This window comes from Actinocrinis sp. (assembly GCF_035938995.1).
Classification (GTDB): domain Bacteria; phylum Actinomycetota; class Actinomycetes; order Streptomycetales; family Catenulisporaceae; genus DASZGI01.
On the sequence record NZ_DASZGI010000192.1, the window covers coordinates 14,645 to 35,408 of the forward strand.

Here is a 20,764-nt window from a genome sequence, read left to right on the forward strand (position 1 = left end):
TGTCCAACCTGCCCTGGTCAGCCGAGGTCGCGCAAGGCGAGCGCGGTGACCAGCAGGGTGACGCCGCGTGGCGTGGACGGGTCCAACCCGGTCAGCTCGGCGACCCGGGCCAGCCGGTTGTCCACGGTGTTCGGGTGCAGCGCGAGGCGGCGGGCGGTGCGGCGCCGATCGTGCTGCTCCTCCAGGAAGATCCGCACCGTCTGGAGCAGTTCGGGGCGGTCGCCGAGCGGGTCGAGCAGCGCGGCGAGCGCCGAGGAGGATTCGTCGTGCCTGGTCAGGTGGTATTCGAGCAGGACGTCCTCGAGGACGTACGCGCCGGGCGGGCGGCCGAGCGCGCCGGCCAGGCGCAGGATCTCGGCGGCGACGCGAGCCGCGGCGGGTATTCGCTCGGGCTCGGCCGCCTCGGCGATGCCGATCCTGACCTCGTCGCGCCAGGCGTCCGCGAGCACGGAGGGCAGGCGGGTCGCGGTCGAGACCGGGCCCGGGACCACCGCGTACCCTCCGGCGGAGTCGAGGAAGGTGGGCACGAACACGTCGAAGTGCCGGTCGAGCGCGGTCTGGACCCGGTGCAGACGCCGGGTGACGGTCGGGTCGGCGCCCGGCGCGATCGGGACGGCACCGGAATCCGGGCGGCCGAAGCGCAGCGCCAGCACGGTGACACCGTCGCCGAGCCCGAACTCCTCCAGCACGTCCGGGGATGGCGAGGTGTTGCCCAGGACCAGGTCCCGCACCAGCGCCCGCCGCCGTTCGAGGCCGGTCGAGCCGAGCGCCGCGGACTCGTCCTGATAGGCGCGGATGACCTCGGAGACCACGTCGTCCAGCGCCGCGAACAGCAGCAGCGCGATCTCGGGGAGCGCCGCCGCCTCGTCGGGTCCGGCTCCGGGCCGGGTCGCCTGGTCGCGTAGCTCCGCATACAGCAGGCGGGCGCCGATCATGTACGCGCGGACCATGGCCTGCAGCGGCATGCCCTCATCGGCGCGCTGAGCGGCGCGTTCGCGGAAGTGCTCGCGGGCGCGCTCGTCGGCCGGGGCACCCGAGAGGCGGTGCAGAAAGGAGCGGATGGCCTGCCGCGCGGTCGCCAACGCTTCGTCGACCACCGGCATCGGCTCGGGCGCCGCGCCACGGGCCGTTGTCTCAGACGGGCTTTCGGTGGCATCGGCGCGGCGGTACTCCGGGAGCCGTTCCGCCCACGCCTCAGCCATGGAGCGGGCAAGCGCGTTGACGCGCGGCTCCAAGCGGCGGGCCAGTTCACGAACGGCCTCGGACGGTTGCGTCACAGCCGCCCATTGTGCCCGGTCGGCACGCTAAACGGCGAAAGACAGAGCACGGAGAAAACCGCGTCTTAAGCGGCCGCGCGCCCGCCGCTCAGGAGATCGCGCGCAGCGCGGCGTGCGCGGCGCGGGAGCGCAGCAGGGTGGCGAAGGTCGTGCGGCCCTTGCAGAACTCGGCAAATGCGCGCCACGCCATCGGCAGCGTGGTCACCGAGGTGTGGAAGAAACCCGGATGCTTCTCGAACGCCGCCAGCAGCCGCGCCCCGGCCGCCATCTCCGGGCCGAGCAACTCCTCCACCTGCTCGCGATACCGATTCGACGCGGTCGCCACCGACTTCGCGTCCGGCGCGGTCGCCATGCGCGCCGCCGCCTCCCCGGCCAGCCGCCCGGAGCGCAGCGCGTACGAAATCCCCTCGCGGGTCCACGGCTCGAGCAGCCCCGCCGCGTCCCCGGCGACCAGGACCCTGCCCCGGGCCATCGGTGAGTCGGGGGTGCGGCACCTGGTCAGATGACCGGAGTCCGAGAGCGGGCGGTAATCCGATAATCCGAGGCGTGCGACGAAGTCACGGTAGTAGGCGCGGGTGGCGTTACCGGCGCCCCGCGCGGCGATGACGCCGACGGTGAGGGTGTCGCCCTTCGGGAAGACCCAGCCGTACGAGCCCGGCACCGGCCCCCAGTCGATCAGCAGCCGCCCGGACCACTGCGCGGCCACCGCGGGCGGAACCGGGATCTCCGCCTCGAGGCCCAGATCGACCTGGCCGAACGACACCCCGACGTAGCGGCTGATCCGGCTGGCCGAGCCATCCGCGCCGACCACCGCGCGAGCGATCACCTGCATGTCGTCGGCGAGGGTGAGCACGGCGAGGTCGCCGCGCTCGGCCGTCCCGGTGACGGTGGCGCCCTCGCGCAGGACCGCCCCGGCCTCCACGGCGGCCTTCGCCAGCGCGTGGTCGAAGTCGGCCCGGTTCACCAGCGCCAGCAGGTCGCCGTTCCGGTCCCGTCGGGTCCGCTCCTTCCGGCCGTCGTGCGTGAACGAGATCGCGTCGATCCGCTGGCGTACGGGCACGTCGAACCCGGCGGGGAGCGCGTCCCTGGAGAAGCCGATCAAGCCGCCGCCGCAGGTTTTATAACGGGGCAGCGCGGCCTTCTCCAACAGCACCACCCTGGCCCCGGACGCGGCGGCGACCCGAGCCGCGGTGGCACCGGCCGGCCCGGCGCCGACCACCGCGACGTCCCATACCTCGGCGCCGCGGCCGTGGGCGTCGGGTCGGTCGAGCGGCGAGTCGGTCGGTGTGGTCATCACACCAGCTTAATCGGAGTCACCCGCTGAGACGTCCGGCCGGGACGGCAGTTATCCGAGGTCGACGGGGGTGGCGGCCGAAAAAGCACGCGTCCGGTGGCGTCCCTGTGCCGAAATCTCCGGCGCGGGTTTGCTGCCCGGGACAGCGGATAGCTGTCAAGCGACTTACCGCGCCGCGGCTGGATCGGCCCGCCCCCCGGCGCAGGGCCTTCTCGGGCATTGTCGGACAGCTCAGGCGTATCCGTCATGCCGGAATGATCATACTGTGAACGGGGCGAAAAATGATCGAAACAGACATCGATCTTGATCGCTTCTTGATCCGATCGTGACTCCCGCCCCCTGCCGCAACCCCTGAATCCTGCGGTAGAAAAACGGCAGCACAGCGTAAGTCTTTCGCCGCGATGACCGTCGGTCCACCAAACCTCCGGTCGGCGACCCGCCGATCCGCCCCCCACCAGAGGGGTGGGCCGAGGGCGAGAACGAGCAGCATCACCCCGCGCTGCGATGGTCGCAGCGCGGTATTCGACGATAAGCAGCGAGCCGGTCCCGGGCGGGGCGGTGCGCGCGTGCGAGGGGATTGGAAGACTCCATGTCAGGGTCCAGGAAGCGGCGTTTGATCGCCGGCGTCGCCGCGGTGGGCGCGGTCGCGCTCGTGGCGACTGCCTGCTCGAGCAGCAAGTCCGGGGGCGGGGTCTCGACCTCCACCGTCGGTCTCAACAACATGAACAGCGGCACGCCCAAGAAGGGCGGCTCGGTCACGATCGCGATCGAGAAGGCCATCGACAACTGGAACCAGTTGGACGCCCAGGGCAACACCGAGGACTTCATCTACGCCGAGAACGGCTACTGGTACGCCTCGCCGTACATCTCGGAGCCGGACGGTTCGCTCGCGCTCAACTCCGACTTCCTCACCTCCGCGACCGTCACCAGCCAGTCGCCGATGACCATCACCTACGTGGTCAACCCGAAGGCCGTGTGGAGCGACGGTACGCCGATCAACGCCTCGGACTTCATCTACACCTGGCTGAGCCAGGCCGGCGTCGACCCGGTCATCAGCGCCGCCGGCACCACCGGATACCAGGACATCGCCTCGATCGTCGGCTCCGGCACCAACGACCAGACGGTCACCGTCACGTGGAAGGCCGGCAAGGTCGACCCGGACTGGAAGGGCCTGTTCACCCTGCTGCCGGCGCACGTGGCCGCCCAGCACGGCTACAACCCCGCGCTGACCCTGGCCCAGCTGACCAGCGAGAGCGCCAACGGCAAGACCGGTGACACGGGTCTGGAGAACGCCTGGACCTCGTTCGACAACACCGTGCCGACCTGGTCCAACGGTCCGTACGTGGTCCAGTCGGCCTCGGCCGACGGCTCGAAGGTCGTCGAGGTGCCGAACCCCAAGTGGTACGGCAAGGACGGGCCCTACTTCGACAAGATCACCTTCACAACCATCACCGACTCGGCGCAGGAGTGCCCGGCGCTGAAGAACGGCGAGGTCAACGCGATCATCCCGCAGCCGGACCAGGACATCGTCAAGTGCGTGAACGGCATCTCGTCGTCCAAGGCCAAGTCCCAGATCGACGCCGGTCTGCAGTACGAGCACTTCGACTTCAACCTGCGCAACACCTTCCTCGGCGGCCAGACCCAGGCCCAGCAGGACGACCCGGTCAAGCTGGCGCTGCGCCAGGCGTTGTTCACCGTGGTCGACCGCAAGGCGATCATCGCCCGCACCGAGGGCCTGGTGAACTCCAAGGCCCAGCCGCTCAACAGCCGCATGTTCGTCTCGACCCAGACGCAGTACTACACGGACAACGTGTCCGCGTCCGGCCTGGGCACCGGTGACGTGGCCAAGGCCACGTCGATCCTGAAGGCGGCCGGCTACACCAACATCGGTCCGGGCCTGCACCTGACCACCCCGAGCGGCCAGCAGGTCCCGGCGTTCCTGCTGCGGTACACCTCCACCAACTCCGAGCGTGCGACCGAGTGCCAGATCTTCGCGCAGGAGGCTGCGCAGCTCGGCATCACCCTCACCGTCGAGGGCACCGACTCGCTCGGCAAGACCCTCACGCAGGCCGACTCCAACCACACCTTCGACATCATCGTGTTCGCCTGGGTCGACTCGCCGCTGTGGGACGTGAACAACTCCCAGCTGTTCGAGTCGAACCCGCCCGGCAACGTGGTCGTCGGCGGCAACTACGGCTTCTACACCAACTCCCAGGTGGACTCGCTGCTCCAGCAGGCCGCGAACACGCTCGACCTGACCAAGGCCGCGTCGCTGGAGAACCAGGCCGACAAGATCCTGTCCCAGGACGCGGTGACCCTGCCGCTGTTCCAGAAGGACTCGATGGTGGCGTTCAGCTCGAACCTGGTCAATGTGCGCGACAACATCACCTCGGCCGGCCCGACCTACAACCTGCAGGACTGGGGATACACCCAGTAAAGAGGGGCCAGGCGAAAGGTTCAGTCCAGGCGCCTCACGCGCCACAATAGGCTGAACGAAAAGACCGGGGCGGGCAAGGTCTCCTACGACCCAATGCCCGCCCCGGTTCGGCACGACCACATCCGAGCGCAGAGCCGGTGGGGCAACACCGGCTCCGTGCGCCCCTCAACCGCTGAGGCCGTCATGTTCGCATTCACGATACGAAGATTGCTGGCATCCATACCAGTTCTTTTCTTCTCCACGCTGCTGGTCTTCCTGCTCGTCGCCTCCTCCGTGGACCCGTTGGAGCCGCTGCGCGCGAAGAACCCACCCGTGCCACACCAGACGCTGGTCGCGCTCGGAACCCGGCTCGGGCTCTACCATCCGCTGCTTCAGCGCTACTGGGACTGGCTGACCGGTCTCGTCCTGCACGGCAACTGGGGTACGCCGGTGCAGCCCGGCTACCACATCGCGGCCCGGCTCAGCAGTTCCTTCCTGGTCACCTTCCGGCTGGTGATCTTCTCGATCTTCTGCTCGCTGGCCCTGGCCATCGCGGTCGGCGTGTTCAGCGCGGTGCGCCAGTACTCCAAGATGGACTACGTCGCCACCTCGATCGGCTTCCTCTTCCTTTCGCTGCCGACCTTCTGGTTCGCGGCGCTGCTCAAGGCATGGGCGATCCAGTTCAACAGCGCCGTCTCGCCGGACCACGCGCTGATCGACACCATCGGCGAGGCCAGTCCCAACCCGCCGTCCGGATTCTTCCCGCAGCTCGGTGACGCCTTCGGCCATCTGCTGCTGCCCACGATCACGCTGTCGCTCATCTCCTACGCGTCCTGGTCCCGGTTCCAGCGCGCGTCGATGCTGGAAGTGCTCAACAGCGACTACATCCGGCTGGCCAGAGCCAAGGGGCTGTCCCGGCGGAGAGTGCTGTTCCGGCACGCGCTGCGCAATGCCCTGATGCCGCTGACGACGCAGGTGGCCCTGGACACCGCCGCGCTGCTCGGCGGAGCGGTCATCACCGAGACGGTCTTCGAATGGCACGGGATGGGCTACATGTTCCTCCAGGCCGTGGGCAACTACGACCTGTTCCCGCTCCTCGCCTGGTTGATCGTGGCGGCGCTGCTCGTGATCGTCTTCAATCTGATCGCCGACCTGCTCTACGCGGTCCTGGACCCGAGGATCCGCCTTGCCTGACACAGTCACCCAGCAGGCCGCGTCCCCGACGCCGGCCGCGGCCGAGCGCGAATTCACCGTCAAGGTCAGGACCCAGCGGGAGATCGTCTTCCGCCGGTACCTCGAGCACCGCGCCGCAGTCGTCTCCAGCGTCGTACTGCTGCTGCTCATCCTGGTCGCCTTCTTCGGCCCGCTGTTCTGGCACACGCCGTTCACCTTGATGACGAACGACATCGAGGTCGGACCTTCGACGGCGCACCCGTTCGGCACCGACAGCAACGGCTTCGACCTGTTCTCCCAGGTGCTGCACGGCACCCAGCGGTCCCTGGAGATCGCCGTGTCGGTGTCGCTCGTCTCCACCGTCTTCGGCGCGATCTACGGCGCGGCGGCCGGGTTCTACCGCGGCTGGATCGACACGATCATGATGCGATTCGCCGACCTGGTGCTGACGCTCCCGGCCCTGGTGTTCGCCATCATCATCACCGACAAGGCGTCCCCGACCGTGGCCGGCCAGTGGTACTTCCTGGCGGCGATCCTGGCCGCGCTGTTCTGGCCGTCCTGCGCGCGCGTCGTGCGGGCGCAGGTGCTGTCCTTGCGCGAAAAGGAGTTCGTCGAGGCGGCCAGGGCGCTCGGGGCCAACGACCGGCGGATCATCTTCCGGCACATCCTGCCGAACACCCTCGGCTCCATCTTCGTCATCGCGACGCTGACCGTGGCCGGCACCGTGCTGGTCGAGACGGCGCTGTCGTTCCTCGGCTTCGGCATCAAGCCGCCGGACACCTCGCTCGGCCTGCTCGTCGAGAGCGGAAAGACCGCCATCCAGGACGGCTATCCCTGGCTCTTCTACATCCCCGGAATCTTCATCGTGCTGATCGTGCTCACCATCAACTTCATCGGCGACGGGCTGCGTGACGCCTTCGACCCGCAGCAGACGAGGGTCCGCGCATGAGCGACTTCCTGAACCCGGCCATCGAGGTCGACACCTTCGACGGCGCCGACCTGCTGACCGTCGACAACCTCACGGTGGACTTCCCGACCGCCGACGGCGTGGTGCGCGCGGTGCGCGGCGTCTCCTACCGCCTGCGGCCGGGCGAGGTACTGGGCATCGTGGGCGAGTCCGGCTCCGGCAAGTCGGTCTCCTCCATGGCGGTCATGGGCCTGCTGCCGCGCACCGCGCAGATCAAGGGCTCGATCAAGTTCCGCGGCGAGGAACTGCTCGGCCTGTCCGAGGTCGAGATGATGTCCGTGCGCGGCAAGAAGATCGCGATGATCTTCCAGGACCCGATGACCTCGCTCAACCCGGTGTACAAGATCGGTTTCCAGCTCGAAGAGGCCGTCCTCGCGCACAACGACATCCCGAAGGCCGAGGCGCGCAAGCGGGCGCTGGAGCTGTTGAACATCGTCGGGATCCCGTTCCCGGACAAGCGGGTCGACCAGTTCCCGCACGAGTTCTCCGGCGGTATGCGCCAGCGGGTGGTCATCGCGATTGCCATGGCCAACAACCCGGACATCATCATCGCGGACGAGCCGACCACCGCGCTGGACGTGACGGTGCAGGCCCAGGTGCTCGAGGCGCTGCGGGCCGCGCAGCGGGAGACGGGCGCGGCGATGGTCCTGATCACCCACGACCTCGGCGTGGTGGCTGGCCAGGCGGACCGGGTGCTGGTGATGTACGCGGGCAAGCCGGTCGAGATCGGCAGTGTCGACGACATCTACTACAACCCGCGGATGCCCTACACGCTCGGCCTGCTCGGGTCGTTGCCCCGACTCGACTCCTCCCGCACCGACCGGTTGACCCCCATCCAGGGCGCTCCGCCGTCGCTGCTGAACCTGCCGCCCGGCTGCCCGTTCACCCCGCGCTGTCCGATGGCGCAGCCGGTGTGCAGCGAGCGCGAGCCGGACCTGCTGCCCGTGGGGGCCGGCCACGATTCGGCCTGCCACTTCTCCGGGCAGCTCACGGACAAGCACGCCGAGGACGTGTTCTCGGCCACCGCCGTGGACGCGCAGATCCCGGCCGAGTTCGGCGCGGACGTCCAGCCGCCCGCGGACAGCACGACGATTGTGGAGAGCGCATCGTGACGACGCCCACTGACGCTCCGGTGTTCGACCGGGTGGAGGCCGGCGGGCCGATCCTCTCGGTCCGCGACATGGTCAAGGAGTTCCCGATCAAGTCCGCCGGGATCATCCGGCGGACGGTCGGCGCGGTGCACGCGGTGTCCGGCGTCTCGTTCGACATCAAGCCGGGCGAGACGCTGGGGCTGGTCGGTGAGTCCGGCTGCGGCAAGACCACCACCTCGCGCGCGGTGCTGCACCTCCAGCCCGCGACCAGCGGCCAGGTCCGGTTCGAGGGCCAGGAAGTCACCAAGATGCCTAAGGGCCGACTGCGGCGCCTTAGGCGTGACATGCAGTTGGTATTCCAGGACCCATACGCGTCGCTGAACCCGCGGATCACCGTCAACGAGATCATCGCCGAGCCGCTGAAAATCCACGGCCTCTTCGGAGATGGAGGCCAGCAAGCCGTCGCCGAGCTGATGCGCACGGTCGGTCTCAATCCGGAGCATGGCAACCGGTTCCCGCATGAGTTCTCGGGTGGTCAGCGTCAGCGCATTGGTATTGCGCGGGCGTTGGCGTTGCGGCCGAAGGTGCTGGTGCTGGATGAGCCGGTGTCGGCGTTGGACGTGTCGATCCAGGCGGGTGTGATCAACCTGCTGGAGGATCTGCAGGACGAGTTGGGGTTGGCGTATCTGTTCGTGGCGCACGACTTGTCGGTGGTGCGGCACATCGCGGACCGGGTGGCGGTGATGTACCTCGGCAAGATCGTGGAAATCGGGCCGGCGGACGAGCTTTTCGAATATCCGCTCCATCCGTATACGCAGGCGCTGATTTCCGCGATCCCGATCCCCGACCCCCGCCGCGAGCGACAGCGGGAGCGGATCATTATTCAGGGCGACGTGCCGTCCCCGGTGAATCCGCCGTCCGGATGCCGCTTCCGCACTCGCTGCCCGAAGTTCCTGACCCTCTCCGAGGTCGACTCCCAAAAGTGCGTGAACGAGGAGCCCCCGCTGGTCGAGCGGGGTCTCGGTGCCCGCCACCCGGCCGCGTGCCACTACGCGGAGGGCGCGCGCATCCTGTAGCCGGACGGCGGCCGGAACCCGGTCCGGAATGTCAGTCTTTGGGGGCCTCGATTCTGGCCGCCGAATCTGTACCATGGCCCGTGGGCGGCGGGACGATACCTCGCGTTAACACAACGGTGCGCCAGTCGTTTCAAACAGCCGCTCGACGCTCAGACCCCAGCCAGGACCACAGCGTGGTGGACCCGGGCGCAATTCCGTTACCCCTTGACGGACGACCGGAGGATTTCCGCCGTGCCCAAACCCGTGGTTCTCATTGCCGAAGAGCTCAGCCCCGCCACCGTCGAGGCCCTCGGGCCCGACTTCGAGGTGCGCCACTGCGACGGGGCCGACCGCGCCGCGCTGCTGCCCGCCATCGCCGACGCGGACGCCATCCTGGTGCGCTCGGCCACCCAGGTCGACGCGGAGGCGGTCGAGGCGGCCAGGAAGCTGCGCGTCATCGCCCGCGCCGGGGTCGGCCTGGACAACGTGGACATCGCCGCCGCCACCAAGGCCGGCGTCATGGTCGTGAACGCCCCGACCTCCAACATCACCTCGGCCGCCGAGCTCACCGTCGCGCTGATCCTGGCCAGCGCCCGCAACGTGGCCGCCGCGAACGCCGCGCTCAAGGGCGGCAAGTGGGCCCGGTCGAAGTACACCGGCATCGAGCTGGACGGCAAGACCATCGGCATCGTGGGCCTCGGCCGCATCGGCGCGCTGGTGGCCGCCCGGCTCGTCCCGTTCGGTGTGAAGCTGCTTGCCTACGACCCCTACGTGCAGGCTGGCAAGGCGGCGCAGATCGGCGCGAAGCTGGTCACCCTCGACGAGCTGCTGGCCGAGTCGGACTTCGTCACGGTGCACATGCCGAAGACCCCGGAGACGATCGGGCTGATCGGCGAGGAGGCGCTGCGCAAGGTCAAGCCGACCGTGCGGATCATCAACGTCGCCCGCGGCGGCCTGGTCGACGAGGCGGCGCTGGCCTCGGCGATCAAGGAAGGGCGGGTCGCCGGCGCGGGCATCGACGTGTACGCCAAGGAGCCGTGTACCGACTCGCCGCTGTTCGAGCTGGACTCGGTCGTCGTCACCCCGCACCTGGGCGCCTCCACCGACGAGGCGCAGGAGAAGGCCGGCATCGCGGTCGCCCGCTCGGTGCGCCAGGCGCTGGCCGGCGAGCTGGTCCCGGACGCGGTCAACGTGCAGGGCGGCACCATCGCCGAGGACGTGCGCCCCGGGCTCCCGCTGGCCGAGAACCTCGGCCGGCTGTTCACCGGCCTCGCCGGCGGCGCCGCGCAGCAGCTCGACGTGGTGGTGGCGGGGGAGATCACCCAGCACGACGTCAAGGTGCTGGAGCTGTCCGCGCTCAAGGGCGTCTTCGCCGACGTCGTCGAGGGCTCGGTCTCGTATGTCAACGCCCCGCTGCTGGCCCAGGAGCGCGGCCTCGAGGTGCGGCTGACCACGACCTCCGAGTCGCCCGACTACCGCAACGTGGTGACCGTGCGCGGCACCCTGGCCAACGGCGAGGTGGTCTCGGTCTCCGGCACCCTGACCGGCCCGAAGTCCGTCGAGAAGATCGTCGATATCAACGGGTTCACGGTGGACCTCGCGCTGTCCGAGCACTCGGCGTTCTTCCAGTACGTCGACCGCCCCGGCGTCGTCGGCGTCATCGGCGGCCTGCTCGGCGAGGCGGACATCAACATCGCCGGCATGCAGGTCTCCCGTAACGCCAAGGGCGGCGAGGCGCTGGTCTCGCTGGCCGTGGACTCCGCCATCTCGCCGGAGGTGCTGGCCGAGATCGCCGACGCGATCGGCGCCTCCTGGGGCCGCGCGGTCTCCCTGCCGTAGCGTCCGGAGAAGCGAAGCGACGAAGGGCCCTGTCTTCCGCCGGGAGGCAGGGCCCTTTCGCGCGCTTGAGCCGGGCTCAAGCTTCGTTCAATCGGTTCTCGTCATACTTGAGGTGCGCAGCAGGAGGAGAGCGGCGGTCCGGCTGCACCGCGCGCCGAGGCGACATCGAGAGCGCGCAGCGCCGCAAAACCGCTTCAGCGGTTTCTGTGCTGGTTCTTCGACGGCGAAAATATCGGCATGATTGGCGTCTCAGATAGTAGGACGTCCAAGCAATGTACGAGACAAACCCCCGGCGGGGCGGGTACCTTCGGATGCTAGGACTTCCAAGTAAGTGCTCGGCGCAACACCCCCGCGCCGGAGCGTGAGTCCGAGAAACGAGGAAAAGGACCGAAGCACGGGCCACAAGCCCGCGGTGTCCGTACCCGAGGCGAGCAAACGAAGCCGGCCCAGGCCGGCGAGGGACGGATCACGAGATGGACGAGCACCCCGACTTCGGCTTCCGCGAGGCGGCCGGCCCCGACGACCGCGACATGCACGCGCTGGCCCGGCGCGCCCTGCAGGACGCGTACGACTGGCGCGACGACGACCAGCGGCGTGTCGGCGCTCCCGCGGTGTCGCCCGAGAAGATCCCGGACCCGCGCTCGGCGCGCGACGAGGCCCGGCGGCTGCGCAGGTCCACATCCCGGACGGTCGGTGTTTGAGCGGCGAGACGCACAGTAGTCTCGTGCGCATGGCCACCCCGACAGCGTCGTCAGGCGCCCCCGCCACCGTCCTCGATCTCGCGGTGATCGGCGGTGACGGGATCGGACCCGAGGTCACCGCCGAAGCGGTCAAAGTGCTGCGTGCGGCCCTGCCCCCGGCGGTCAAGCTGGAGACCACCGACTACGACCTCGGCGCCCGGCACTGGCACGCCACCGGCGAGACCCTGACCGACGAGACCCTCGAGCGCCTCAAGCGCCATGACGCGATCCTGCTCGGTGCGGTCGGCGATCCCACCGTCCCCAGCGGCGTCCTCGAACGCGGACTCCTGCTCAAGCTGCGCTTCGCCCTCGACCACCACGTCAACCTGCGGCCGTCGAGGCTGTACCCCGGCGTGACCGGCCCGCTGCGCACCGAAACGCCGATCGACTTCGTGGTGGTGCGCGAGGGCACCGAGGGTCCGTACACCGGCAACGGCGGCTCGCTGCGCACCGGCACGCCGCAGGAGGTGGCCACCGAGGTCTCGGTCAACACGGCGTTCGGCATCGAGCGGGTGGTGCGCGACGCGTTCGCCCGCGCCCAGAGCCGCCCGCGCAAGAAGCTCACCCTCGTGCACAAGAACAACGTGCTCGTGTACGCCGGGCACCTGTGGAAGCGCGTCTTCGACGCGGTCGCGGCCGAACACCCCGAGGTCGCCACCGACTATCTGCACGTCGACGCCGCCACGATCTTCCTCACCACCGCGCCCGAGCGCTTCGACGTGATCGTCACCGACAACCTGTTCGGCGACATCATCACCGACCTCGCCGCGGCCGTGACCGGCGGCATCGGCCTGGCCGCCTCCGGGAACATCAACCCGGCCGGGGCGTTCCCGTCGATGTTCGAACCGGTGCACGGCTCCGCCCCGGACATCGCCGGCACCGGCAAGGCCGACCCGACCGCGGCGATCCTCTCCGGCGCGCTGCTGCTGCACCATCTGGCCGGGCGCGACGCGGCTCTAGCGGATGCGGCCCACGCGATCGAGGCCGCCGTTGAGACTGATCTAGCCGAACGCGCCGGGCTCTGCGTACGCAGCACCGGCGCGGTAGGCGACGCCATCGCGGCCCGAGTACTTGCGGCCGTAGGCCGAGCGGGCTAATGAGACGGTAGTCATTCTGGGTTACCGTCTCACTAGGCGAGAAAAGTCAGTGTGACGGGCCCAGCGCAGTGCCAGCCCTTTTTCGTGGGTGCCGTCACGGTAGGACGCAGGCGACACGGACGCTCAGGCGCCGGTCGACCCCGAAGAAGAGGACTCACCGATGACGACCATCGAGCTCAAGCCCACCTCCGAGCCGCTGGCCGCGGCCGAGCGGGACGCACTTCTCGCCGACCCCGGTTTCGGGCGGTACTTCACCGACCACATGGTCACCGTCAAGTACACCTCCGGCCAGGGCTGGCACGACGCCGAACTGCGCCCGTACGGCCCGATCGAGCTCGACCCCGCCACCGCCGCGCTGCACTACGGCCAGGAGATCTTCGAGGGACTCAAGGCGTACCGGCAGGCCGATGGCACCATCGCCTCCTTTCGCCCCGACGCGAACGCCGCGCGCCTTAAGCGTTCGGCCCGCCGCATGGGCATGCCCGAACTGCCTGAGGCACTCTTCCTCGGCGCGATCGACGCACTCGTGCGGCAGGACGCCGCGTGGGTGCCCAACGACCCGGAGAAGTCGCTCTACCTGCGCCCGTTCATGTTCGCCACGGAGACCGGGCTCGGGGTCAACCGCCCAGCCGGCGAGTACCTGTTCATGCTGATCGCGTCCCCGGCCGGCGCGTACTTCAGCGGCGGCGTCAAGCCGGTGCGGGTCTGGCTGTGCGAGGACTACGTGCGCGCCGCGCCCGGCGGCACCGGCGAGGCCAAGTGCGCCGGCAACTACGCCGCCTCGTTCCTAGCCCAGGCCCAGGCCGTCGACGAGGGCTGCGACCAGGTCTGCTGGCTCGACGCGCACGAGCACCGCTACGTCGAGGAGATGGGCTCGAACAACCTGTTCTTCGTCTACGGCACCGGCGCCGACGCCCGCCTCTTCACCCCGGCGCTGTCCGGCTCCCTGCTGCCGGGCATCACCCGCGACTCGCTGCTCACGGCCGCCGCGGACCTGGGGATCCCAGCCGAAGAGGGCCGCATCACGGTCGAGCAGTGGCGCGCCGACGCCGCCTCCGGAACGCTCTCCGAAGTCTTCGGCTGCGGAACCGCCGCCGTCGTGACGCCGCTCGGCTCGGTCAAGTCGAAGGACGGCGAGTTCGCCATAGGCGACGGCACCCCCGGCCCGGTGACGCTGCGGATGCGCGAGCACCTGCTCGGCATCCAGCGCGGCGTGGTCGAGGACAAGCACGGCTGGCTTCACCAAATCCCCTGATGAGGCACCTGCCTGATCGGAAACCGGCTGAGTTGAACGCCTCCGCGGCGCCCCGCGGTGTCACGGGAACAATTCAGTTGCACTCGCGCCCCCTGAGTGCGAGGGTCCGCGCATGACGGCAGACGCGAGCACCGCGGAGCAATCCACCGTCGCCCCGAAGTCCCTGTGGCGACACAGGGACTTCCTGCTTCTGTGGGGTGGCCAGACGATCAGCGAGATGGGCTCCTCCGTGTCCCAACTCGCCCTGCCGCTGCTCGCGGTGACCGTCATCAAGGCCACCACCTTCGAGGTGTCCGTCCTCAACTTCCTCAGCTCGCTGGCGTTCCTGCTGATCGCGCTGCCCGCCGGCGTCGTGGTGGACCGGGTCCGCAAGCGCGGGCTCATGCTGTGGTGCGACTTCGCCCGCATGCTGCTCATGGGCTCGATCCCGATCGCCGCGATCCTCTGGCACGTGACTCTCTGGCAGCTGTACGCCGTCGCGGGCGCGGTCGGGGTCCTGACCGTGTTCTTCGACGTCGCCTACCAGAGCTACCTCCCCGTGCTGATCGACAAGGAGCAGCTGGTCGACGGCAACGGGAAGCTCGGCACCACGCAGTCGATCGCCCAGTTCGTCGGCCCGTCCCTCGGCGGCGCGCTGGTCGGGTTCATCGGCGCCGCGAAGACGATCAGCGCGGACGCGATCTCCTACGCCGTCAGCACCCTGTCGCTCGCGCTGATCCGCAAGCCCGAGCCGCGCGCCGAGGACGAGCCGCGCGCCGAGCGGGTCACCTTCCGCGCCGCCATGGCCGAAGGGCTGCAGTTCGTCGTCAAACACCCGATCCTGCGCAAGATCGTCGCCTGCACCGGGTCGAGCAACTTCTTCTCCTCGTCGCTGGGCGCGGTCGAGATCGTCTTCCTGATCCGCTCGCTGCACGCCACCCCGACCGAGGTCGGCCTCGTGTTCACCCTCGGCTCGGTGGGCGGCCTGCTCGGCGGGACGCTGGCCGGACGGCTGGCGAAGTGGGTCGGCTCGGCGCGCATCATCTGGCTCTCGCAGATGATCTCCGGTCCGTTCGGCCTGCTCATCGCGTTCTCCCAGCCGCGCTGGGGCCTGCTGATGTTCGCGTTCGGGTACGTCGCGTTCTGGATGTCGGCCGTCGTCTACAACGTCGCACAGGTCTCGTACCGCCAGGCGATCTGCCCGCCGGAGCTGCTCGGCCGGATGAACGCCTCGGTCCGCTGGATCGTCTGGGGCACGATGCCGATCGGCGCGCTGTTCGGGGGCGCGCTCGGCACCGCGATCGGCCTGCGCCCGACCCTGTTCGTGAGCGTGATCGGCGGTTGGGCGGCGGGCCTGTTCGTCGTCTTCTCCCCGCTGCGCCGCATGCGGGACGTCCCGCAGACCTGAGCCCGCGCCCGGGCGTCGCCCGAATTTGTCCACATGCCGATACAGGTTGTTCACACCCGCGACACCGTGGCAGACTCGGGGACCATGGCAGCCCGGCGCGTCATCATTAGCCGCGGCGCATCCGCATAGGGCTGATTTGAACAGCCCGCCGCAGATGCGCAGACCTCTCGCGACCCGCGAGGGGTCTTTTGCTTTTTAGCGTCAGACAGCGAGGAGCGACATGGCGAGCGACGAGTTCCACGTCTACGACACGACCCTGCGCGACGGCATGCAGCAGGAGGGCCTGAGCCCGTCCGTGACGGACAAGCTCGCCATCGCCCGGCACCTCGACGGCCTCGGCGTCGGATTCATCGAGGGCGGGTGGCCCGGGGCGATCCCCAAGGACACCGAGTTCTTCAGGCGTGCTCAAACAGAGCTGGACCTGAAACATGCGCAGCTGGCTGCGTTCGGCGCGACCCGCCGGGCCGGTCTGAAGGCCGCCGACGACCCCCAGGTGGCCGCCCTGCGCGAATCCGGAGCCCCGATCGTGACGCTCGTGGCCAAGGCGCACGACCGCCACGTCGAACTGGCCGTGCGTACCACGCTCGAGGAGAACCTCGCGATGTGGCGGGACACCGTCGAGCACCTGGTCGCCGAGGGCCGCCGGGTCTTCGTCGACGCCGAGCATTTCTTCGACGGCTACCGCGCGAACCCCGCGTACGCGCTGGAATGCGTGCGCACCGCGATGGAGGCGGGCGCCGACCTCGTCGCCCTCTGCGACACCAACGGCGGGATGCTGCCGGGCGAGCTCGGCGACGTCGTGCACCAGGTCATCGAGACCACGTCCGCGCGCGTCGGCATCCACTGCCACGACGACTCCGGCTGCGCGGTCGCCAACTCGCTCGCCGCGATCGACGCGGGAGCGACGCACGTGCAGGGCGCGGCCAACGGCTACGGCGAGCGCACCGGGAACGCGAACCTGTTCACCATCGTCGCCAACCTTCAGCTCAAGAAGGGACGCGAGGTCGTCCCCCCGCAGTCCCTGGCCGAAATGACCCGAATCGCGCACGCCATCTCCGAGGTCACCAACGTCGCCCCGCACACGAAGCAGCCCTACGTCGGCTTCTCGGCCTTCGCGCATAAGGCCGGTCTGCACGCCTCTGCGATCAAGGCCGACCCGAACCTGTACCAGCACGTCGACCCGGCGTGCGTCGGCAACGATATGCGGATGCTGGTCTCCGAGATGGCCGGCCGGTCCAACATCGAGCTCAAGGGTCGTGAGCTGGGCTATGACCTGTCCGAAGATCGCGGCGTGCTGACCCGGATCACCAACCGGGTCAAGGAGCTCGAGGCCGCCGGGCACTCCTTCGAGGCCGCCGACGCTTCCTTCGAGCTGCTCCTGCACGGCGAGCTCGGCGGCGAACCCGCGCGCTTCTTCACCGTCGAGTCCTGGCGGGTCATCGTCGAGCAGACCGCGGACGGCCGCCACGTGAGCGAGGCGACGGTCAAGCTGCACGCCAAGGACGAGCGGATCATAGCGACCGGCGAGGGCAACGGCCCGGTCAACGCGCTCGACGAGGCGCTGCGCCAGGCCCTCGGCCAGCTGTACCCGGAGCTGGCCCGGCTGGAGCTGATCGACTACAAGGTGCGCATCCTCGAGGGCGACCACGGCACCCAGTCGCGCACCCGGGTGCTGATCACCACCTCCGACGGGGACGACGAGTGGTCGACGATCGGGGTCGAGGAGAACATCGTCGCCGCGTCGTGGACTGCGATCGTGGACGCCGTCACGTTCGGCCTGCTGCGCGCCCGCAAGTGACGCGCGACAGGGTTGCGCGCCGGCCGCCGCGCATGCCGTGAACGCCGGGCCTCCGCGCCTCCGGAACGTGATCGCCGTCGCCTCCCGGTAGGCTCGGGGCGTGCGCATCGCGAGATTCTCCCTGCCTGACACCGCCTCAGACGCCGGAGCCGTGCGCTTCGGCGTGGTCGAGGGCGAGCCGGACCGCCCCGAGACGATGGTGATCGCCGAGCTGGACGGCCACCCGTTCACCCCGAACCCGCAGACGACCGGCCGCGCCTGGCCGCTGGACGACGTGCGCCTGCTCGCCCCGGTCCTGCCCAGCAAGATCGCCGCGATCGGCCGCAACTACGCCGAGCACGCCCGGGAGCTGGGCAACGAGGTGCCGGACGTGCCGATCACCTTCCTCAAGCCGTCCACCAGCGTGATCGGCCCGAACGAGACGATCGCCTACCCGGAGATCTCGAAGGACGTCCACCACGAGGCCGAGCTCGCCGTCGTCATCGGCCGCCTGTGCCGGCAGGTCCCCCTCGACCGGGCGAAGGACGTCATCCTCGGCTACACCTGCGCCAACGACGTCACCGCCCGCGACCTTCAACAGACAGAGAAGCAGTGGGGGAGAGCAAAGGGCTTCGACACCTTCTGCCCTCTCGGCCCCTGGATCGAGACGGAAATCGATCCCGCCGACCTGTCCGTCACCTGTACCGTCAATGACGAGCTGAAGCAGGCCGGCCGCACCTCCCAGATGATCCGCGACGTGGCCGCGCTGGTGGCGCACGTGTCCGAGGCGATGACGCTGCTGCCCGGGGACGTGATCCTCACCGGCACCCCAAGCGGGGTCGGCCCGCTCCACGTCGGCGACACCGTCTCCGTGACCATCGAGAACATCGGCACGCTGACCAACCGAGTGGTCAGCCGCGATTAAGGACTAGGACCCGCAGTGACTGGCAGTACCGTGACCGGCACCGACAGCGGCGTCCGCGTCCGCTTCCCCCCGTCCCCGACCGGCGACCCGCACGTCGGCATGGTGCGCTCCGCGCTGTTCAACTACGCGTTCGCGCGCCACTACGGCGGAACCTTCGTCTTCCGTATCGAGGACACCGACGCCGCGCGCAACACCGAGGCGTCGTATGCGGCGCTGCTCGACACGATGCGGTGGATGGGCCTCGACTGGGACGAGGGCCCCGAGGTAGGCGGACAGTACGGCCCCTACCGCCAGTCCGAGCGCAGTGAGATCTACGCCGACGTCGCCAAGCGCCTTAAGACAGGCGGCTACGCCTACGACTGCTACTGCACTGCCGCGGAACTCGAAGCCGCCCGCGAGCGAGCGACCGCCGAGAAGCGCACCCCCGGCTACGAGGGCACCTGCCGCAACCTGAGCGCTGAGCAGATCGAGAAGTACAAGGCGGAAGGGCGCACCAGCGTGCTCCGCTTCCGCATGCCCGACAAGCCGCTCGCCTGGAACGACCTGGTCCGCGGCGAGATCACCTTCGCCCCCGAGAACGTCCCGGATTACGTCCTCGTGCGCGCCGACGGCTCACCCCTCTACACGCTCGTCAACCCGGTCGACGACGGCCTTATGCGGATCACCCACGTGCTACGCGGCGAGGACCTGCTCTCCTCCACTCCCCGCCAGATCCCGCTGCACGAGGCCCTGATCGAACTCGGCCTCACCGACCGCGTCCCCGAGTTCGGCCACCTGCCGTACGTCATGGGGGAGGGCAACAAGAAGCTCAGCAAGCGCGACCCCGAAGCGGCCTTCAGCTACTACCCCAAGCGCGGCTTCCTGCCGGAAGGCCTGCTGAACTACCTGGCGCTTCTTGGCTGGTCGCTCGGCGACGACCAGGAGATCTTCACCAAGGCCGAGCTCATCGGCGCTTTCGACGGCACGCGCATCTCCGCCAACCCCGCGCGCTTCGACCTGAAGAAGTGCGAAGCGATCAACGCGACACACCTGCGCCTGCTCGCGCCCGAGGACCTCGCCAAGCGGATCCTGCCCTACCTTGCCGAGGCCGGCCTGCTCAAGGGCGACGCCCCCGAGGGCCACCTTGCCAACGACCAGGAGTGGAACACGCTCCTCGCCACCATCCCCCTCATCCAGGAGCGGATGGTCGTCCTGTCCGACGCGCTCGGCATGGTCGGCTTCCTCTTCGTCTCCGAGGACGCCTTCACCGTCGACGAGGCTGACGCCGCCAAGGTGCTCACCCCCGATGCCGTCCCCGTCCTCCAGGCGGCCCTCGCGGCCCTCGACACCCTCCCCACCTGGACCTCCACATCCATCGACGAAGCCCTGCGCGCCGCCCTCATCGACGGCCTCGGACTCAAGCCCAAGGTGGCGTTCACCGCGATCCGCGTCGCCGTCACCGGCCGCCGGGTCTCGCCGCCGCTGTTCGAGTCCCTCGAACTGCTCGGCCGTGAGCGCACCTTGTCCCGCCTGCGCGCCGCCCTGCCTTAGACCCCTCCCTTTCCCCCCTTCCACCCCGTCCCCCGAAGCGTTGCCGCTTCCCTCTCCTTACTGATTTGGGCCCCCGGGCGGCGTCCGCTAAAGTTGGTCGGGCGACGCCGCCCCGGTGAGGACTTCGGTCCCGCTGATGCGGAGTTGATGCCAGCTTTGGGGTATGGGGTAATTGGCAGCCCGACGGATTCTGGCTCCGTTAGTCTAGGTTCGAGTCCTGGTACCCCAGCACAAAAGCGATCGGCGCGGACATCATCCGCGCCGATCGCTTTTTGCGCCTTCCCTACGCCAAACCCCTTCTCTCCAACAGCGGCCCGATTTCCGGATCCCGCCCCCGGAACGACCGGAACGCCGCCATCACGTCGACGCTCCCGCCCTTGGAGAGCACGGCTTCTCGGAACGTGTCGCCATTGACCCTCGTCATGCCGCCGTTCTCCTTGAACCACTCGACGGTGTCGGCGTCCAGAACCTCGCTCCAGATGTACGAGTAATAGCCGGCGCTGTAGTCGTACGCGAACGAGTGCGCGAAGTACGTCGAGCGATACCGCGGCGGAATCACGTCCATGGCAACGCCCACCCGCTGCAGCGCCTCCCGCTCGAAGACTTCCGGATCGCCCGGATCGACTCCGGCGGGGATCGTGTGCCAGGCCCAGTCCAGCAGCGTCGCGGCCAGGTACTCCACCGTCCTGAAGCCCTGCCCGAACTTCTCCGCCGCCTTCATCCGCTCGAGCAGCTCCGCGGGGATCGGCTCGCCCGTCCGACAGTGCTTGGCGTAGTTCGCCAGCACCTCCGGCCACACTGCCCACATCTCGTTGACCTGCGAGGGGTACTCGACGAAGTCCCGCGGCACCTGCGTCCCGGAGAACTTCGGGTACCGCACGTCCGAGAACAGCCCGTGCAGCGCGTGCCCAAATTCATGAAAGAGTGTATTGACCTCCTCG

General features: G+C 69.1%; 16 protein-coding genes and 1 tRNA gene. 14 read left to right on the plus strand and 3 right to left on the minus strand.

Annotated features, from left to right (window positions below; translation table 11 throughout):
- Positions 1 to 17: 17 nt before the first annotated feature.
- Both VGZ32_RS13790 and VGZ32_RS13795 read right to left on the minus strand, forming a co-directional pair.
- Positions 18 to 1,277, minus strand: a complete 1,260-nt coding sequence (locus VGZ32_RS13790) for a PucR family transcriptional regulator (protein WP_326886397.1) — start codon at positions 1,275 to 1,277, stop codon at positions 18 to 20.
- A gap of 88 nt (positions 1,278 to 1,365) precedes the next feature.
- Positions 1,366 to 2,571: a geranylgeranyl reductase family protein gene (locus VGZ32_RS13795; protein ID WP_326886398.1), complete on the minus strand. Its 1,206-nt coding sequence runs from the start codon at positions 2,569 to 2,571 to the stop codon at positions 1,366 to 1,368.
- A 589-nt stretch (positions 2,572 to 3,160) separates the two neighbouring features.
- On the opposite strand from VGZ32_RS13795, the gene VGZ32_RS13800 reads away from it, so the two are divergent.
- The 14 genes from VGZ32_RS13800 (at position 3,161) to VGZ32_RS13865 (ending at position 20,052) form a co-directional block, all read left to right on the plus strand.
- Entirely contained in the window at positions 3,161 to 5,008 is a 1,848-nt protein-coding gene (locus VGZ32_RS13800) for an ABC transporter family substrate-binding protein (RefSeq protein ID WP_326886399.1), read from the plus strand.
- Positions 5,009 to 5,191: 183 nt separating this feature from the next.
- Positions 5,192 to 6,181 (plus strand): ABC transporter permease, encoded by a 990-nt coding sequence (locus VGZ32_RS13805; RefSeq protein WP_326886400.1) that lies wholly within the window; start codon positions 5,192 to 5,194, stop codon positions 6,179 to 6,181.
- Complete coding sequence (locus VGZ32_RS13810; protein ID WP_326886401.1) at positions 6,174 to 7,109, plus strand: ABC transporter permease; 936 nt, start codon at positions 6,174 to 6,176, stop codon at positions 7,107 to 7,109. The genes VGZ32_RS13805 and VGZ32_RS13810 overlap by 8 nt, the downstream gene beginning before the upstream one ends.
- Entirely contained in the window at positions 7,106 to 8,239 is a 1,134-nt protein-coding gene (locus VGZ32_RS13815) for an ABC transporter ATP-binding protein (RefSeq protein ID WP_326886402.1), read from the plus strand. Before VGZ32_RS13810 ends, VGZ32_RS13815 begins: the two co-directional genes overlap by 4 nt.
- A 68-nt stretch (positions 8,240 to 8,307) precedes the next feature.
- Positions 8,308 to 9,294, plus strand: coding sequence for an oligopeptide/dipeptide ABC transporter ATP-binding protein (locus VGZ32_RS13820; protein WP_349263594.1), 987 nt, complete (start codon positions 8,308 to 8,310; stop codon positions 9,292 to 9,294).
- A 231-nt stretch (positions 9,295 to 9,525) separates the two neighbouring features.
- Positions 9,526 to 11,112, plus strand: coding sequence for a phosphoglycerate dehydrogenase (gene serA, locus VGZ32_RS13825; RefSeq protein ID WP_326886404.1), 1,587 nt, complete (start codon positions 9,526 to 9,528; stop codon positions 11,110 to 11,112).
- Positions 11,113 to 11,585: 473 nt separating this feature from the next.
- Complete coding sequence (locus VGZ32_RS13830) at positions 11,586 to 11,813, plus strand: hypothetical protein (RefSeq protein WP_326886405.1); 228 nt, start codon at positions 11,586 to 11,588, stop codon at positions 11,811 to 11,813.
- Positions 11,814 to 11,842: 29 nt separating this feature from the next.
- Complete coding sequence (locus VGZ32_RS13835) at positions 11,843 to 12,949, plus strand: 3-isopropylmalate dehydrogenase (protein WP_326886406.1); 1,107 nt, start codon at positions 11,843 to 11,845, stop codon at positions 12,947 to 12,949.
- A 160-nt stretch (positions 12,950 to 13,109) separates the two neighbouring features.
- On the plus strand, positions 13,110 to 14,204 hold the full coding sequence (locus tag VGZ32_RS13840) for a branched-chain amino acid aminotransferase (RefSeq protein ID WP_326886407.1): 1,095 nt from the start codon (positions 13,110 to 13,112) through the stop codon (positions 14,202 to 14,204).
- Between the two features lie 112 nt (positions 14,205 to 14,316).
- Positions 14,317 to 15,591 (plus strand): MFS transporter, encoded by a 1,275-nt coding sequence (locus VGZ32_RS13845; RefSeq protein WP_326886409.1) that lies wholly within the window; start codon positions 14,317 to 14,319, stop codon positions 15,589 to 15,591.
- Positions 15,592 to 15,811: 220 nt separating this feature from the next.
- Entirely contained in the window at positions 15,812 to 17,389 is a 1,578-nt protein-coding gene (cimA, locus tag VGZ32_RS13850) for a citramalate synthase (protein ID WP_326886410.1), read from the plus strand.
- Positions 17,390 to 17,489: 100 nt separating this feature from the next.
- Positions 17,490 to 18,293, plus strand: a complete 804-nt coding sequence (locus tag VGZ32_RS13855; protein ID WP_326886412.1) for a fumarylacetoacetate hydrolase family protein — start codon at positions 17,490 to 17,492, stop codon at positions 18,291 to 18,293.
- A gap of 15 nt (positions 18,294 to 18,308) precedes the next feature.
- Positions 18,309 to 19,823: a glutamate--tRNA ligase gene (gltX, locus tag VGZ32_RS13860; RefSeq protein WP_326886413.1), complete on the plus strand. Its 1,515-nt coding sequence runs from the start codon at positions 18,309 to 18,311 to the stop codon at positions 19,821 to 19,823.
- A gap of 157 nt (positions 19,824 to 19,980) precedes the next feature.
- Positions 19,981 to 20,052, plus strand: a tRNA-Gln gene (locus tag VGZ32_RS13865).
- A gap of 54 nt (positions 20,053 to 20,106) precedes the next feature.
- On the opposite strand, the gene VGZ32_RS13870 is transcribed toward VGZ32_RS13865, so the two are convergent.
- A partial coding sequence (locus VGZ32_RS13870; protein WP_326886414.1) for a M3 family metallopeptidase occupies positions 20,107 to 20,764 on the minus strand: 658 nt, incomplete at its 5' end.

Coding starts and splice junctions, on each gene's coding strand:
- VGZ32_RS13795 (WP_326886398.1), bottom strand. CDS start 2,571: ATGACCACACCGACCGACTCGCCGCTCGACCGACCCGACGCCCACGGC.
- VGZ32_RS13800 (WP_326886399.1), top strand. CDS start 3,161: ATGTCAGGGTCCAGGAAGCGGCGTTTGATCGCCGGCGTCGCCGCGGTG.
- VGZ32_RS13805 (WP_326886400.1), top strand. CDS start 5,192: ATGTTCGCATTCACGATACGAAGATTGCTGGCATCCATACCAGTTCTT.
- VGZ32_RS13815 (WP_326886402.1), top strand. CDS start 7,106: ATGAGCGACTTCCTGAACCCGGCCATCGAGGTCGACACCTTCGACGGC.
- VGZ32_RS13820 (WP_349263594.1), top strand. CDS start 8,308: ATGGTCAAGGAGTTCCCGATCAAGTCCGCCGGGATCATCCGGCGGACG.
- VGZ32_RS13830 (WP_326886405.1), top strand. CDS start 11,586: ATGGACGAGCACCCCGACTTCGGCTTCCGCGAGGCGGCCGGCCCCGAC.
- VGZ32_RS13835 (WP_326886406.1), top strand. CDS start 11,843: ATGGCCACCCCGACAGCGTCGTCAGGCGCCCCCGCCACCGTCCTCGAT.
- VGZ32_RS13840 (WP_326886407.1), top strand. CDS start 13,110: ATGACGACCATCGAGCTCAAGCCCACCTCCGAGCCGCTGGCCGCGGCC.
- VGZ32_RS13845 (WP_326886409.1), top strand. CDS start 14,317: ATGACGGCAGACGCGAGCACCGCGGAGCAATCCACCGTCGCCCCGAAG.
- cimA (WP_326886410.1), top strand. CDS start 15,812: ATGGCGAGCGACGAGTTCCACGTCTACGACACGACCCTGCGCGACGGC.